This window comes from Rivularia sp. PCC 7116 (genome assembly GCF_000316665.1).
GTDB lineage: Bacteria > Cyanobacteriota > Cyanobacteriia > Cyanobacteriales > Nostocaceae > Rivularia.
This window is the reverse complement of sequence record NC_019678.1, coordinates 4731823-4747444: the sequence shown is the minus strand read 5'-3', so window position 1 is coordinate 4747444 and position 15622 is coordinate 4731823. Positions and strand designations below refer to the sequence as shown.

At 35.8% G+C, this 15622-nt stretch carries 15 protein-coding genes; 6 read left to right on the top strand and 9 right to left on the bottom strand.

Features of this window, described 5'->3' with window-relative positions; genetic code table 11:
* Positions 1–6: 6 nt before the first annotated feature.
* Both RIV7116_RS18455 and RIV7116_RS18450 read right to left on the bottom strand, forming a co-directional pair.
* Positions 7–1317, bottom strand: coding sequence for a serine/threonine-protein kinase (locus tag RIV7116_RS18455; RefSeq protein ID WP_015119823.1), 1311 nt, complete (start codon positions 1315–1317; stop codon positions 7–9).
* A gap of 194 nt (positions 1318–1511) precedes the next feature.
* Positions 1512–2825: a serine/threonine-protein kinase gene (locus tag RIV7116_RS18450; protein ID WP_015119822.1), complete on the bottom strand. Its 1314-nt coding sequence runs from the start codon at positions 2823–2825 to the stop codon at positions 1512–1514.
* 410 nt (positions 2826–3235) lie between these two features.
* Between RIV7116_RS18450 and RIV7116_RS18445 the strand changes: the two genes are divergently transcribed.
* Positions 3236–4138 (top strand): alpha/beta hydrolase fold domain-containing protein, encoded by a 903-nt coding sequence (locus RIV7116_RS18445; RefSeq protein ID WP_371261542.1) that lies wholly within the window; start codon positions 3236–3238, stop codon positions 4136–4138.
* 33 nt (positions 4139–4171) lie between these two features.
* On the opposite strand, the gene RIV7116_RS18440 is transcribed toward RIV7116_RS18445, so the two are convergent.
* The gene (locus tag RIV7116_RS18440) at positions 4172–4765 is read right to left on the bottom strand and encodes an HD domain-containing protein (protein WP_015119820.1); all 594 of its coding nucleotides are present in this window, start codon (positions 4763–4765) and stop codon (positions 4172–4174) included.
* 116 nt (positions 4766–4881) lie between these two features.
* On the opposite strand from RIV7116_RS18440, the gene RIV7116_RS18435 reads away from it, so the two are divergent.
* The 4 genes from RIV7116_RS18435 (at position 4882) to RIV7116_RS18420 (ending at position 8866) form a co-directional block, all read left to right on the top strand.
* Positions 4882–5361 (top strand): GNAT family N-acetyltransferase, encoded by a 480-nt coding sequence (locus RIV7116_RS18435; RefSeq protein ID WP_015119819.1) that lies wholly within the window; start codon positions 4882–4884, stop codon positions 5359–5361.
* Between the two features lie 78 nt (positions 5362–5439).
* Positions 5440–6498, top strand: a complete 1059-nt coding sequence (locus tag RIV7116_RS18430; RefSeq protein WP_015119818.1) for a TrkA family potassium uptake protein — start codon at positions 5440–5442, stop codon at positions 6496–6498.
* A gap of 513 nt (positions 6499–7011) precedes the next feature.
* The gene (locus RIV7116_RS37035; protein WP_015119817.1) at positions 7012–8106 is read left to right on the top strand and encodes an ion channel; all 1095 of its coding nucleotides are present in this window, start codon (positions 7012–7014) and stop codon (positions 8104–8106) included.
* Between the two features lie 22 nt (positions 8107–8128).
* The gene (locus RIV7116_RS18420) at positions 8129–8866 is read left to right on the top strand and encodes an NAD-binding protein (protein ID WP_015119816.1); all 738 of its coding nucleotides are present in this window, start codon (positions 8129–8131) and stop codon (positions 8864–8866) included.
* Positions 8867–8912: 46 nt separating this feature from the next.
* Here the strand turns inward: RIV7116_RS18420 and RIV7116_RS18415 are convergent, their stop codons facing one another.
* Both RIV7116_RS18415 and RIV7116_RS18410 read right to left on the bottom strand, forming a co-directional pair.
* The gene (locus RIV7116_RS18415; protein WP_015119815.1) at positions 8913–9623 is read right to left on the bottom strand and encodes a precorrin-2 C(20)-methyltransferase; all 711 of its coding nucleotides are present in this window, start codon (positions 9621–9623) and stop codon (positions 8913–8915) included.
* The gene (locus RIV7116_RS18410; protein WP_015119814.1) at positions 9620–10258 is read right to left on the bottom strand and encodes a precorrin-8X methylmutase; all 639 of its coding nucleotides are present in this window, start codon (positions 10256–10258) and stop codon (positions 9620–9622) included. Before RIV7116_RS18410 ends, RIV7116_RS18415 begins: the two co-directional genes overlap by 4 nt.
* A 154-nt stretch (positions 10259–10412) precedes the next feature.
* Between RIV7116_RS18410 and RIV7116_RS18405 the strand changes: the two genes are divergently transcribed.
* Entirely contained in the window at positions 10413–11621 is a 1209-nt protein-coding gene (locus tag RIV7116_RS18405) for a bifunctional cobalt-precorrin-7 (C(5))-methyltransferase/cobalt-precorrin-6B (C(15))-methyltransferase (RefSeq protein ID WP_015119813.1), read from the top strand.
* Between the two features lie 164 nt (positions 11622–11785).
* On the opposite strand, the gene RIV7116_RS18400 is transcribed toward RIV7116_RS18405, so the two are convergent.
* The 4 genes from RIV7116_RS18400 to cbiD form a co-directional block, all read right to left on the bottom strand.
* Positions 11786–12520: a cobalt-precorrin-6A reductase gene (locus RIV7116_RS18400; protein ID WP_015119812.1), complete on the bottom strand. Its 735-nt coding sequence runs from the start codon at positions 12518–12520 to the stop codon at positions 11786–11788.
* A gap of 445 nt (positions 12521–12965) precedes the next feature.
* Positions 12966–13418, bottom strand: coding sequence for an Hsp20/alpha crystallin family protein (locus RIV7116_RS18390; protein ID WP_015119810.1), 453 nt, complete (start codon positions 13416–13418; stop codon positions 12966–12968).
* A gap of 371 nt (positions 13419–13789) precedes the next feature.
* Positions 13790–14197 carry a DUF4112 domain-containing protein gene (locus tag RIV7116_RS18385; RefSeq protein WP_015119809.1) on the bottom strand — a complete coding sequence of 136 codons (408 nt, stop codon included), beginning with the start codon at positions 14195–14197 and terminating at the stop codon, positions 13790–13792.
* A gap of 286 nt (positions 14198–14483) precedes the next feature.
* Positions 14484–15602: a cobalt-precorrin-5B (C(1))-methyltransferase CbiD gene (gene cbiD, locus RIV7116_RS18380; protein ID WP_044292025.1), complete on the bottom strand. Its 1119-nt coding sequence runs from the start codon at positions 15600–15602 to the stop codon at positions 14484–14486.
* Between the last annotated feature and the right edge of the window lie 20 nt (positions 15603–15622).

Genomic DNA, 15622 nt, shown 5'->3' with positions numbered 1-15622 from the left:
ATTCAGTTATAACTTGTACAACCAATCATTTATTTCCTCTACTAACCAATCTATTTCCGCTTCGTCTAAGTTTAGATCGAAACTATATTTTTGGGTACCAGCTTCTATCATTACTATTGGAGCTTTACTATATTTATAATAATAATATTCCTTTTTGATAGATTTTATTTTTGAAGTTTCACCAAATTCGGCTTTGTAAATACTATCAAATCTACTCCATTCCATCACAAAATTATCAGGTTTTAATCGAATATAAAGAGTTTTGCAATACTGAAGTACTATAAAAAATATTGCTAAATAGAAAGGCAAAGAGGTAACAGTAAATATTATATAAAAAATCAGAGAAGAGCAGAAAATAATAATTAGAACATTGGTAAAAAAGAGAATAAATATGAAAAAGCATAATTCAGATTTAGATCCTTCTGCGGCTATCCTAATTTCTAACTTTCCATCAAATTTATTAATTTGAATACGGGTATCCTGTGGTTTAGAAATTTTCCCAGAATAATTAACGGCAGTACGACTGTTCAAAGCTTTCAATGCTTCCTCAGTACTACTAAATCTATCATCAATATCAGGCTGGGTTAACTTTTCAATCCAGCTTATAAAACCATCACTCAAGCTAACTTTATCCTTAAACTGAATTCGCATTTTTATTTGCGGTAAATCTGCGGGTATCATCCCCGTAGCCAGATGAATTAAAGTAGCTCCCAAAGCATACAAATCGGAAGCAGGAACTGTTCTACCTCCGAATTGTTCTATGGGAGCATAACCGTAAGTTCCTACAACTGTAAAGGTTGCACCTTTGGCTGCTGCGTTATCTTGAACCGCTCCAAAATCGATTAAATAAACTTTTTCATCTTCTCCAATAATTAAGTTACTTGGTTTGATATCGCGGTGAATAACTTGGGGATTAAGTGTATGTAGATAACAAAGAATATCTAATACTTCGGCAGCGATTTTTCGTAATTCTTTTTCAGTAAATCTTTGTTTACTTTCAATTAATTGTTTTAATGATTTACCAGGTATATATTCTTCAACTAAAGCAAACCAGTTAGTTTTATCTTCAAGAGAAAAATAATCGCGATATTTCGGAATTTTGGGATGAGAAAGCTGTTTAAGAATATCCGCTTCTCGTTCAAATAATTTTAAATCTTGCCATTGAAATTGTTCGCCAAATGATAAAAATTTCAGAATTACTGTTTCCGCTGGTTGAACTGATATATCTTCAGCTAGCCAAGTCTGACGACCTGCATTTTGTGCTAATCTTTCTTTCAGTTGATAGCGTTCTTGTAAAACTTTATTTGCTTCTAACATGATAGTTAATTTAAAGGTTGGCACATTTTGCTTGTAGGGTGCTGTGACAGTTCGCTTGATTTATAACGCAATAATAAGGTTTTCCTGTCACGCACCAACCAAAGCCTTATGACAATTGCGGCCATTCCTGATAAAAATTAAAAAGTAAATATTAATATCAAAAAACTTATATTATTAACTACAAATCAGAATCATTAAATTCCTAACCAATCTTTGATTTCTTGAATCAACCATACTCTTTCAGAATCGGCTAATTTAGGAGCAAAACCACCAAAATCAAATTTGATAGCACCAGCTTCCATAGAAACCATTTTTAAGTGTTTATCATTAACTTTATAAGAAGTCTGCCCAACAGTAATATTATGAATTGCTGAAGTCTTCCCGGTTTTTTGTCGATAAGTTTTACCTAACAGCTTCCATTCCATTACAAACTCAACCCGATTGAAATGGATATCAAAATGTCCAAACGTAGGAAGAAAAAACATGAAAAAAGGTAATAAACCAACTATCCAAAAAAGTATTGCGGTTGGATCGAATAAAATTATTACGCTAGTAGGAAGAAACCAAAATAAACAGAAAATTAAGAAAAATATGTTTTCAAATGCAATTCCTACTCTGGGTACTTTAATGTCTAAATGTTTGTAAGATTTATCTAATTTAATCCGGCTGCCGTATGGTTTAGAAATTTCAGAAGATGAATTCACAGCAAGACGACTGTTTAAAGCTTGTAATGCTTGAGAAGCACTTGTAAATCTATTCTCAATATCTGGCTCGGTTAACTTTTCAATCCAGCGGATAAAATGGTTGCTAAGACTAACTTTATCTTGAAACTGAATTCGCATATTTTTCTGCGGTAAATCGGCTGGTATCATCCCCGTAGCAAGATGAATTAATGTCGCACCTAAAGCATATAAATCTGAAGCTGGAACTGTTCTACCACCGAATTGTTCTAGGGGTGCATAACCGTAAGTTCCAACTACCGTAAACGTAGCTCCTTTTGCTGCTGCGCTGTCTTGTACTGCCCCGAAGTCGATTAAATAAACTCGCTCATCCCCACCCAAAATTAAATTACTCGGTTTAATGTCGCGGTGAATAACTTGGGGATTGAGTGTATGCAAATAACAAAGAATTTCTAGTATGTCTTGGGCAATCTTGCGTAATTCTTCTTCGGTAAACCTTTGCCTTTTCTCAATTAATTGTTTGAGCGATTCACCGGGGATATATTCTTGAACTAAAGCAAACCAGTTATTTTTATCCTCAATAGAAAAATAATCGCGGTATTTAGGAATCTGGGGATGAGAAAGCTGTTGTAGAATATCGGCTTCTCGCTCGAAAAGCTTTAAATCTTGCCATTGAAATTGTTCGCCAAATGGTAAAAACTTGAGGATTGCTGTTTCCGTCGGTTGAATTGATATATCCTCTGCTAACCAAGTTTGACGACCTGCATTTTGTGCTAACTTTTCTTTTAGTTGATAGCGTTCTTGTAATATATTTTCTTTTTCTAGCATTAGGAATTATTTAAATAATTTGATATATATTTTATCAGTAACTTAAAATAATTAATTAGTCTTGGGTAATTACCGTAAAAAATTACTGACTACACTAGACAAATATGCTTTATAAAAATAAAAAAAATGTATTATCTATGAAAAATATTCTGATATTAATCTTTACTTGTATAAGCCTTTTCTTGACTTATTGGTTGATAATTCCAGCGCCAACTTTCTTTTTACTAAAATTCGCAGTAGTTGCCCCAGAAATTTCCCCTTGGCTGTTGGCACTAAATATTATTAGTTTTGTATTGTGTTTATTCTTTATCTATCCACCTCGATTAAAACAATTAATCTGCATTTTTAGTTTCATAGCTTTATTAATTTGTAGTTGGCAACTAGCAAATATAATCCCGACCCAAAGACGAATGAATACCGCAATGAATCAAGCTTTGGGTGCCGACTATGACACAAAAATTCCAGTTGAACTAAAAGCAAATATGCGACAGCAGCCTTTTATTTTAACTGACGTGTTTCGAGGAATTAGCTTACAGAAAACCCGTCATTTAACTAATATAAATTTCGCATCTCCCGCAGGAGTAAAATTAAAGATGGAAGTTTATCAACCTGCAAAAGTTGGTAAATATCCTGCAATAGTATTTATTTACGGTGGTTCTTGGCAAAGTGGTAATCCATCCGCAAAACCCGAGTTTAATAGATATATGGCGGCTCGGGGATATACTGTGTTTGCTATCGATTACCGTCATGCACCAAAGTATAAGTTTCCCGCTCAATTAGATGATGTAAATTCGGCTTTGGATTTCATTCGTTCTCATGCTGCGGAGTACGAAGCAGATACCGACAAAATGATATTATTCGGACGCTCTGCTGGCGCTCATTTAGCAATGCTGGCAGCATATCAACCGAATATGAAAGGAATCCGGGCTGTGGTAAATTATTACGGCCCGGTAAATTTAACTCAAGGATATAACGAACCACCTATCCCAGATCCAATAAATGCTCGTGCTGTTTTGAAGGCTTTTTTGGGTGGTTCTCCTCAACAGTTGCCAACGCTGTATCAAACTGCTTCACCAATAAATTATGTGGTTGATAATTTACCTCCAACTTTATTAATTTATGGGAGTCGCGATAATGTGGTAGAAGCCAGATTTGGTAGACAAATGTATGAAAAGTTGCGAAATAAAAATACTGCTATTCTATTAGAAATTCCTTGGGCACAGCATTCGTTTGATAGTATTTTTAATGGTGTAAGCAATCAGTTAGCTTTGTATTATACAGAAAGATTTATTGCTTGGGCTGTTAACAGTTAACAGTTATCAGTTTCATAATAATTTTAATACAAACTAAGACTCTTTCAAATAACCCGTAGCAATCAAATTTTCGATTTCTTCTAGTATAAAATTCCAAAGTTCCGGCGTACCTTCTTCTACAGGTGCCATTCTTTTCATTACTTGATTGCGGTTAATATTATGAATATCCCAAGTGCCACCTGCCGTTTGTTGATTGTGAATAAAAGGCTGTATTCTATCTAGAGCAACAGCAAATTTAGCCGTTGGCGTTTCTCTCGCTTCAAATTCATCCCATAATAAACGTAATTCTTTTCCTTGTTCTTCAGGTAACAACCCAAATATTCTTATTGCTGCTTCTAATTCTCTTTCTGCTTTACTTTCATTTCCTTTGACATCAAAACAAAAAGTATCCCCAGCATCAATTTCTACTAAATCATGAATTAACGACATTTTCATCGCACGAAATAAATCAGTTCCTTCTACTGCATATTCCGCTAAAATCATTGTCATAATAGCCAAATGCCAAGAATGTTCGCCGCTATTTTCTCTACGAGAACTATCCATTAATAATGTTTGACGCAATACATTTTTTAATTTGTCAATTTCAATGATGAATTGTAATTGCTGATTGAGTCGAGTTTGTTGCATTTTAAGTAATAAATACTGTATATATCAGTTACAAAATATTACTATGGTGCGTTGCCTTCTGCGACAACACATCATATTTATGCATACAATCCAAAATCTAAAATCTAAAATTCATTATGGCTGATATGTTAGTTAAGCTCTATACCTTGCCGTCTGTAGAGCCGGAAATTACCGCACAACAAGAGCAGGGTATAACTATTAAACGTGCGATCGCGCCGGAAAAAAGCACGATTATGGCTTGGGTTGAGGAGCAATTTAATACACGCTGGATGAGTGAATGTGACGTGTCTTTCAAAAATTCACCTCCTAGCTGTTGGATTGCTGTGGAAAACCAGCAAATTATCGGTTTTGCTTGTTACGAATGCACTTGTAAAAACTTTTTTGGTCCTATCGGTGTCGGTGAAGCAGCAAGAGGGCGTAAAGTTGGCAAAGCTTTGTTATTAGCTTGCTTGCACGATATGCGAGTACAAGGGTATGGTTATGCAGTTATCGGTGCCGCTAGTGACGGTGTAGCAGATTTTTATCGCAAAACTGTAGGCGCAATAGTTATCGAAGATTCATCACCGGGAATATATAAAGGGATGTTAAAAGGATAATTGGTAATTAGTTAATTTTTATTGTTTATTATTCCCTGCTTCCCGTTCCCTATTTCCTATCAAGCAGAAGTCATATAAATGGAATCAATTTTAACCAAAATTAAGAATTGGATTGATACAGTTTGGGAATTTTTAGAGTCTGAGAATTTCATTCGTCCGCTTATAATTATTGTTGTAATTGTTGTTATTAGTTCGTTAAGTTTATCTTTAGTTGAGCCAAATTTATCTTTATTTGATAGTTTTTGGTGGGCTGTCGTTACTTTAACTACAGTTGGTTATGGCGATGTTACTCCTAAAACATTTCCGGGACGTTTTATTGCTTTCGTTGATATGCTTGTGGGGATTGGGGTTCTGACTCTACTTACCGCTACAGTTGCCAGTATTTTAGTAGAAAGAAAAATTAGTAAGGATTTAGGAATGCATTCATATAGCTTTGAAGAGCATATTATTTTGTGTGAATGGAATTATCGGGCTGAAATAGTTCATAAAGAGTTACGTTTAGAATTGAAAACAGAAAAAACTCCTATAGTATTGATTGCCGATATCCCTAGAAAACCCATAAAAGATAAAAATTTATTTTTTGTTAAAGGAGAAGTTTGTGACGAGACTTTGCACCAAGCAAATTTATTAAAAGCTAAAACTGTAATCATTTTAGGTGATGATAATTTAGATTATAAGCAGCGCGACGCAAAAGTTATATTATCAACTTTGACAGTAGAAAGTATTAATAAGGAAGCTTATACGATTACCGAACTGATTAACGAAAAGAATATTGAAACTTGCAAGCGAGCGAATGCCGACGAAATAATAGTTAGCAGTAAATTATCTAGTAATTTAATTTCAAGTGCTGCCATCAATCATGGCATCAGCAAAGTTATCTCCGATATTGTGACTTACGAATATGGTTCGCAAATATTTAAAATACCCGTTCCCGAATCTGAAATTGGAAATCTGTTTATAGATGTTTTTATGGCAATGAAGCAAGATTTTCAAAGCACCGTTATTGCAATACAGCAAGGTGAAAATGGAAAAACTATTTCTAATCCTTCACCTGACTATATACTTGTCGCTGATGATTATTTAATTTTTATTGGCAGTCGTGGTAAATCTTATCATTCTGCATTTGAGACAAATTAAAAAGAAAGTATATTAGTTTTGAAAATATTTTAACTGAAATTATTTAAGGGTGCGGCTACATAGAAATTATTGTAGCAAAGAGTCTGTTGAGTTATGTTCAAAAATTAGCTATTGCTTAAACCTTGTTTAATGTAGATAAAAATTATATTAAAGGTAGTTTCTTCGATAACATCATATATAGAATTTTTCATTTGGATGGAATACCAATCCAACCTCACTCTCGTTCCCTCTCCTTATTAAGGAGAGGGATGTCTTGTCTTACAAACATATTCTTAGTTATTTGATATTTTCAGAAATACGAATGTTAAATATTTGCTTTACAAGCATTAGTGAATAGTGCGATAAAGTTTATATGCAATAAGCGCATATTGTTCTGCATTTTGCAATACCTGTTATTAACTTGCATCGAGAGTGCAAGTAATTTAAACAGTTCTTTTATCAGCAAAATTAGCTATTGGGATTTCATCTCAAAATATTTGTTAGTTACTAAATGTGACCTAATTGAGTCAATACATGCAAAAAACTATTTCTAATATTAAGCGTTATCTTCACAACCATTGGAAATATAATAAGTCGGTAACTCAGGATTTTTTCAAAAGTTTTTGGAAATTTTTAAAGCGTGAGAAATATTATGTTTTATTTTTTATAACGCTAATTATCTCCGTTTGCTCGATTTTATGGTTTGTTGAAAAAAATAAATTTTTTGAAATATCACCAGCATCAGATGATTCAGCCAAATTTAATAATCCTTGGGATGTTTTATGGTGGCTGATAGTTACCATCACTACCGTTGGTTACGGTGATTTATATCCCCATACTTATCCTGGTAGAATTCTTGCAGTAGTTATATTTCTATGTGGAACTTTAATAAATATTTTAATTTCCAATAATTTATCGCTGAGAAGATTTAAAAAAGAATTTGGATTTGTTTCTTATAATTTTCAGGAACATATCATTATATGCGAATGGAATTATCGTACCAGAATGATTATTGATGATTTACGTCTGCATCCTGAAACCAAACACAAAAATATAGTTTTAATTGCCGATATTGACAAAAAACCAACAGATGATAATCTTTTGTATTTTGTTAAAGGTTCTGTGAATCAGGGGACTTTGGAAAAAGCAAATATAAAAGCTGCCAAAATTGTTGTTGTTTTAGGAGATGATAGGCTAGATTCTACAAATCGCGATGCAAAAGTAGTTTTATCTACTTTGACTATTGAAAAAATAAATAGCGAAGTTCATTTAATTGTAGAAGTTGCTAACGATAGATATTATGAAGTCTGTAAAAAAGCTTCTGCGAATGAAATTATACCGTCAAGTAATTTAAGTAGTAATTTAATTGCACATTCAATCAAGAATCATACTATCGGTAGGGTAATTTCTGAGATTTTTATCGATACTAAATATAATAATATTCAGAAAATTCCTTTACCCGAAAAGTTTAAAGGTTCTAATTTTATAGACGTATTTGAAAAAATGAAGTGCGAGCGCGAGCTTATCGTCATCGCTATACAAACTGATAAATACGGACGCATTGATTCAAACCCTCCATCCTATTGCAAGCTACAAGAAAAAGACTATCTATTTGTAATTAATTCCTAACTTCTATTTATACTAGTTAATTATGAATTTGAAATCTAAATCAATTTCTTCAAATCTTAGAAGGCATATCATCATATGCGAATGGAACTATCGTGCAAAACTAATATATCAAGAGTTGCGGAATAATTTTAAAAGGAGGCAAGTACCTATAGTTGTAATTGCCGATATAGAAGATGAGCCAATTAAAAATGATAATAATTTATTCTTCATTAAAGGGGCAGTAGAAGAAGAAACTTTGCGTGAAGCAAATATAAAAAGAGCAAAAACTGTTGTTATATTAGGAGACGAAAATTTAGACGACACTAGCCGCGATGCAAAAGTTGCACTATCTACATTAACTGTAGAAAATACTTATCGTCAAGTTTATACAATAGTTGAACTTGCAGATGAAAGATATTTTGAACTATGTCAAAAGGCTCATGCAGATAGAATTATTGTTGCAGGCAGCAATTTTAGAAGCCATCTGGTTTCTCGTGCAATTATAAATAATGGCATCAGCGATTTAGTATCTTATATATTAACCGAACAATCTAAAAACCAGTTTTATCAAATACCTGTATCAAGCTTTTACGAAGGTTGTTCTTTTGTAAATGTACTTGTACAAATGAGACGATATCACCAAGGTACTATTATTGCAATTTTTGAAGCAAGCAGTGGAAAACTTGTTACTAATCCTAAATCTGATTATGAACTGCAAAAGGAAGATTATTTGATAGTCATGACTCGAAATAAATCTTATTTTTCTCGTTTATGTATATGAGGAGGTGATATCCTTCTCCTCATTACTTCATAACCCCATCATGCTTCTAACTCTTAACTCCCAACTCCGATTGACTCGGTACAACAATCAACGAAAAATAAGGCACGCTTTCCGCTTCAACTTCATCAATCGATAATATCCGTTGATTTTCCCGAGTTGCATTTTCAATATATTTTGCTCTTTCAACTAACCCTAACTCTTGCAAAACCTGCTTTACCTTAGAAAAATTTCTACCCAATTTAATAATTACCGCAGCATCCGCAACTCTTAATTTCTCCTTTAAAACTTCCCCCGATAATATACCCGAAAGCACCATAAAAACATCATTACGGTAAGTCAAAGGTATTCCTATCATGGCAGCACTTGCCATGACTGAAGAAATTCCGGGAATTATTTCGCTGTCAAATTTAAGTGATAACCTCTCATAAATATACATAAAGCTACCGTAAAAAAACGGGTCACCTTCGCAGAGTACGGCAACGTCTCGTCCATGATTTAAATGTTGTGCTAACTGCTCGGCAGCTTTATCGTAAAAAGGTTGAGCGGATTTTTCTAACTTAAAAGGTAATATAATTGGAACCTCTATTTGATTACCTTGGAGAAATTCAGCAACAATCGAACGAGCAAAACTGTTACCTTCTTCCGAAGCAGGATAGGCAATTACAGGTACAGACTGTAAAATTCGCAACGCCTTTAAAGTAATTAATTCGGGATTTCCCGTACCCACTCCAACACCATAAAGACAACCAGAACTCACTGCTCCTCCTGCATGAGAGAATTTACCGCAGCTGATGCGATCGCGCTTCCTCCTCTCCTACCGTGCAAGGTTACAAATGGTACTCCCCGGCTATCAGCAGCCAAAGCCTGTTTTGATTCAGCAGCACCTACAAAACCCACTGGAAAACCAAAAATGACCGCAGGTTTAGGAAATCCTGCATCCAACAATTCTAAAAGATGAAATAAAGCTGTAGGAGCATTGCCAATCACCACAATCGCCCCTTCAATATCTTCTTCCCATAATTCCACCGCAGCCGCAGAACGAGTATTTTCTAGTTTCCAAGCTAATTCGGGCACTTCTGAATAATTCAGCGTACAAATTACGGGATTTTTCCGAGGTAAACGCCGCTGAATAATGCCTTTTGCTACCATCTCGGCATCACATAAAATTGCTTCACCCGCAGCTAAAGCTCTTTTTGCAACAGTTATAGCTTGAGGCGATGCGGCTAAATCATCAACAATATCCGTCATTCCGCAACTATGAATTATACGTATTGCTAAGGGTATTAAATCAATAGGTAAGTTTTCTAAATTCGCTTCCTCACGAATCATAGAAAAGGAACGACTATAGATTTCTTTAGGGTTGCGGATGTAGTTAAATTGGGGATTGGGCATGGGGCATGGGGCATTGACGATTCATACCCAACTGCTAACTGCTAACGCTTAGAATACCACGAACTCAACAACCCACCCATAACCAATTACCAATTACCCATTACCAATTACCGACTCGGAATATAATGTAATCGACATAAACGAATGCGTATTGATGCACAAATGGTTATCTGTGGTGGGTATTGGTGAGGATGGTTTACCTGGTTTGAGTCAGGTAGCATGTTCTCTCGTGGAAAAAGCCGAAGTTTTGGTGGGAGGCTCGCGTCATTTATCGATGCTTCCAGAAGATGATACTCGGGAAAAGTTAATTTGGAGTTCTCCGATTGCCACTTCTGTAGAAAATATTATTCAGCATCGCGGGCAATCTGTATGTATATTAGCAAGCGGCGACCCCATGTGTTTCGGTATTGGCGTTACTCTTACTAGGCGGATACCCATTTCAGAAATAACTATTATTCCCGCGCCTTCATCTTTTAGTCTTGCTTGCTCGCGTTTGGGATGGGCTTTACAGGAGGTAGAGACTTTAACTTTAGCGGCTCGCCCTATATCGCTTTTACATCCAGTAATTTATCCCGGTGCGCGGTTGCTTATTCTCAGCGAAGGTAGAAATACACCAGCTATTGTGGCGCAAACCCTTGTAGATAGAGGCTATGGCAACAGTAAAATCACGGTATTAGAATACATGGGAGGAGAGCGCGAGCAGATAATTGAAGGTATTGCTGCTGAATGGAAAACTACCAAAATTGGCACTTTAAATACAATTGCTATTGAATGTATCGCCGATGCAGATATCTTACAGCTTCCCAGAATAGCTGGTTTACCCGACATAGCTTATCATCACGACGGACAACTCACCAAACGTGAAGTTCGAGCAATAACCTTAGCCGCACTTGCACCCATCCCCGGACAAATGTTATGGGATATCGGCGCTGGCTGCGGCTCCATCAGCATAGAATGGATGCGAACCCATCCTAGATGTTGGGCGATCGCTATCGAACAAAATTACTCCCGACTAAATTATATTGCCGATAATGCAGCAAGTTTAGGCACCCCAAATCTGCGTATAATTCACGGTGAATCATCTACAGTTTTAAAAGGATTGCAGCCACCCGACGCAATTTTTATTGGCGGAGGCATAACTGAAGAAGGAATATTTGATACTTGTTGGCACGCATTACGCACGGGCGGACGTTTAGTAGCAAATGCGGTAACAGTAGAAAGCGAATCCAAATTAATAGAATGGCACAATCAAGTTGGTGGAAGTTTAACTCGAATAGCCATACAAAGAGCGCAACCCGTAGGTAAATTTCTCGGATGGAAGCCGATGCTACCTGTTACCCAATGGGCTGTAGTTAAAGAATGAAAAAATCTCCTGCGTTGGTTAAAAGAAAATTATTCGGGTAAAAAAATCGGTTTACCAAAAATTTCTGCGGGATTAGCTAAGGGAGATTGGAATATTATCGCATCAATAATTGCCGAAGAATTGAATGATGAAGATGTAACAATAGTCTTATTTGAATCTAATATCTAAAATCTCTTAATCCATTGCAAAACACTATCAACATCTTCCACTAATTCCCCCTGGGGAAGCATCGGGCGTTTTATCATCACAACCTTTATTCCTAACTCCCGCGCCGCAATAATTTTTGCATAGGTTGCGCTGCCGCCACTATTTTTACTCACAACAGTATCAATCTTATATTCTTCTAGTAACTGTTTTTCTGAATCATTGTCAAAGGGACCTTGTTTAAATAAAAGTAACCCTTTTGGTAATACAATATCTGAAGCCGGTTTTTCAATCATTCGCATGAGAAACCAGATATTTTCAAGTTGTGAAAAAGCAGTTAATTCTTGTCTACCAATTGTTAAAAACACTCGCTTTGCCAAATCCGGTAAAGTTTCCGGTGCTGATTCGATATTTACAACTTCTATCCATTTATCCCCTGGAACTAATTCCCATTCTGGACGAATCAACATTAATCGCGGTAATCCCAAACTTTCTGCCGCAGTTGCTGCATGATGAGAGATTTTTGCTGCAAAAGGATGTGTTGCATCAATAATTAAATCAATTCTTTCTGCTTGCAAATATTCAATTAATCCTGCAATTCCACCAAAACCGCCGATACGCGAATCTTTAGATGTAACAGCTTGACTGGTACGACCTGCAAGAGATAATTTTACTTCTATATTAGGGAGATTAGCAGCTTTTTTTGCTAACTCCACAGCTTCTTGAGTTCCACCGAGAATTAATATTTTTAGCAATTTCTATAGCAAGTTCTATTCACGAAGCATCAATATAACCCTGTGTATAACAATAATCATATACGTTATTAAAATTGATTGGCTTTCTTTGTAAATAATTCTTAGCTGTAAAATAGCCTTTCAAATAACCATCGTATCCAATGCCGTTTTGACAGTCTTTTCTCGTAAAACTGTCTACGCTTTCCCCACAAGAGATAAGCAAGCAAGAAAAAGTAAGATAACTTACACCTGCGATAAGTTTATAAAACATCCTCTACCAATATTTGATAATTTCAGAGTTAATTTAAATTTAAACAATGCTGTGATTTAGAGAAGCTTTACTATAGCAGCTATAAGTTAATTCTTAATTTTGAATATTTTAAAATTATGATAAAAAAACCCAGTTGCTTTTACGCAACCGGGCTAATCATTCAACTACCCAGAACACTTTGTTACCACGTTTACATTATGCTTCGGTTTGCTCAAGGTTAACTTTAACTACTTTGTTCTTTTCTTCTTGAGCCTTTGGTAAATGTAGATTCAAAATACCATCTTTATAATCAGCTTTAACATCAGTATTTTGAATGCGTGTTGGTAAAGGAATTACGCGCTCAAACTTACCATAACGGAACTCACTTCTTTTAGTGCCGTTTTCTTCAGTTGTTTTCTCTTCTTTGCGCTCTCCTCTAATAGAAACCGCTTTCTCTGTAACTTGAATATCCAAGTCTTTTGCATTCATACCTGGAACTTCCAACTTCAAGGTAACAGCGTCATCGGTTTCCGACAACTCAGCCGCAGGTACTTTTGAAAGATTACCAATATCCGAATCGTCATTAGCAAGCATATCGTCAAATAAACGATTGAAACTTCTTTGCAAAGCGTTCATTTCTTGCCAAGGATTGTAACGTACTAAAGCCATATTAATTAACCTCCAAAAAACAAATTAATTTTGAGTTGTGTGTTTTAGTTGCGTTTCTTGATTACTATATTAATCAAGCTAAAAGGTAGTGTGAATTCGGTTTACATCACTGATTAAATGAAGAAAACCGACCAATTAAAGATAGTTAATAATATGTTCGGTTAATAAGAAAAACTTCGGTGCGGTAAACCGAAAGCATATTTTTGATAGCTCTATAACTCGTTACAAGGTTATACCTTGTAATGCATTAATGGAGGCTCTGCCTCCAAGATAAATAAAAAGGCAATGATTTTAAAATAGGTTCCTAGCAAGAGCATAGGAACCCGAGAAAACAAAGAAAATTTTGAAATAATTCAATCGAATATGTTTATTTAAACCGACGCTACCGGGATTTTAGCTGACAATTCTGTATCAGCTTTTTCTAATTCCGGCTCAGTTGCCACAATATGATCTTCCAAAATAGCTAAATTACGAATGTTTGATTTGTAAAAAGCGTCAAATACGTCACCTAATAAAGGTACCGTACCAACAACAAATTCCAAACCAACATTAAAAATCATTTTTTTGAGGTTATCATTCGATACACCTACACGAGTCGCCAGATAAATAATGTAGCCAGAAACGATTGTGCTAATAACATCTCCAGCACCGGGAATTATACCGAGGATTGGGTCTAATCCAATGCGGAACTTTGTACCGGGAATACCGATAGCGGTATCCATCAGCCGACTAAATTTACGAATTCGTTTAAGAGTCGCGAGTTTTTTTGCTGTATCCATAATCAATATATTTGCATTAATTACTAATTCGTGTCTTATATCGCGAGAAAGAATCGATTGTTTGAACAACTCTATAGAAAGTTATGAGTTTGAACCTGCTTACAAAAATTTTTGCGAACAATAGTTCGCATATGTATAATAGTCAATATTTAAGGCGTGCAAAGAAATACAGCCAAAACAGGTTTTTATATACGCGAACCAAGACGGTAATGAGCCGTTTTCTCAGTGGATTGACAAATTACGGGATCGGCAAGGTAAGCGTCGCATTCTTCAACGCTTACGTCGTTTATTCCTTATTTCCCATTCCCTCATAAATAACTTCCCCCTTCCTATCAAACAAAACTACTCCAACCTTCATCTCCACATCCGCATACTTCTTCACGTAACTTTCTGCTTTCCGACTTATTTTTTCAGCCAAATTACTAAAAACTCGATCGGCTAAACCCAATTCGATTAACTTTTTATGAGCTGCATCCGCTGTCTTAACTCCTAAAACAGCCCTTACAGCTTCAATATTTCCCCCAACTTCCACCACAGCAGCAGCAATAATTTCTAACTTCGCATCAGCTATATGACTGGAAGTATTAAAAATTCCTCCCGCTAACTTAATCAACTTGCCCTGATATCCCAACAACAATACTGACTCTGCTTTATACAATCCCGCTTCCACCAGCAAAGCCCCCAACCAATTACCAGTAGGAACTATTGTCGATTCCGGAATAGACAAACTTTCGGCAACAGAGTAACCATTAGCACCAATACAAAAAACTAGATTGCGATGAGTTTTCACCTTCTCTCGCAAAACATCGCGAAACTCTTCCAAATGTACGGCAGCAGAAAGCGGTTGAGAAATACCGCTAGTTCCCAACAAAGACAAACCTTCCAAGATTCCAAATGCTTCATTAGAAGTACGTTTTGCTAATTCCCTTCCTTGAGGAAGAATAATTTTTACGGTTAACGTCTTATCTTCAGGAATTAAAGGTAATAAATTAGCATCAAACAAACGACGAGCAAAACTGTAAATCGCAGCTTCCCCCGTCGCAGTTTTACCCAAACCTTCTCCAGCTTCCAAAGTTAGTATTTGTTCCTGTATTGGATTTCTTCGGGGAAAGAATTTTACCAAAGCCCAAATAGGAGTATTTCTAGTTAAATCTAAATTATCGCCAGGATTGCTCAAAGTAATTCCCAAAGCAGTATCGCTATCTAAAACAGCAACTTGCTCAATCGGAATTTCCGCACTTCCATCGAGTAAATCTAGAGAAATCGACGATAATTTTTCTGCAATCTTTTCAAGATTATTATCTAGATAACTATCTAAATACCTTTGTAAATTAATCAAAGCAGCCTTCGCAGCAGCCACCGCAAAGACAGGTAAAGTGTAACCGGGGAGAGGATTAGGAGACAAGGCGGAGGGAAAAGAGGGGG

What these genes read in the sequence shown, in the direction of transcription:
- RIV7116_RS18410 (WP_015119814.1), bottom strand. Translation starts at nt 10,258, where the DNA reads ATGCCCAATCCCCAATTTAACTACATCCGCAACCCTAAAGAAATCTAT.
- RIV7116_RS18455 (WP_015119823.1), bottom strand. Translation starts at nt 1,317, where the DNA reads ATGTTAGAAGCAAATAAAGTTTTACAAGAACGCTATCAACTGAAAGAA.
- RIV7116_RS18430 (WP_015119818.1), top strand. Translation starts at nt 5,440, where the DNA reads ATGGAATCAATTTTAACCAAAATTAAGAATTGGATTGATACAGTTTGG.
- RIV7116_RS37035 (WP_015119817.1), top strand. Translation starts at nt 7,012, where the DNA reads ATGCAAAAAACTATTTCTAATATTAAGCGTTATCTTCACAACCATTGG.
- RIV7116_RS18420 (WP_015119816.1), top strand. Translation starts at nt 8,129, where the DNA reads ATGAATTTGAAATCTAAATCAATTTCTTCAAATCTTAGAAGGCATATC.
- RIV7116_RS18450 (WP_015119822.1), bottom strand. Translation starts at nt 2,825, where the DNA reads ATGCTAGAAAAAGAAAATATATTACAAGAACGCTATCAACTAAAAGAA.
- RIV7116_RS18445 (WP_371261542.1), top strand. Translation starts at nt 3,236, where the DNA reads ATGAATACCGCAATGAATCAAGCTTTGGGTGCCGACTATGACACAAAA.
- RIV7116_RS18405 (WP_015119813.1), top strand. Translation starts at nt 10,413, where the DNA reads ATGCACAAATGGTTATCTGTGGTGGGTATTGGTGAGGATGGTTTACCT.
- RIV7116_RS18385 (WP_015119809.1), bottom strand. Translation starts at nt 14,197, where the DNA reads ATGGATACAGCAAAAAAACTCGCGACTCTTAAACGAATTCGTAAATTT.
- RIV7116_RS18435 (WP_015119819.1), top strand. Translation starts at nt 4,882, where the DNA reads ATGGCTGATATGTTAGTTAAGCTCTATACCTTGCCGTCTGTAGAGCCG.
- RIV7116_RS18440 (WP_015119820.1), bottom strand. Translation starts at nt 4,765, where the DNA reads ATGCAACAAACTCGACTCAATCAGCAATTACAATTCATCATTGAAATT.
- RIV7116_RS18390 (WP_015119810.1), bottom strand. Translation starts at nt 13,418, where the DNA reads ATGGCTTTAGTACGTTACAATCCTTGGCAAGAAATGAACGCTTTGCAA.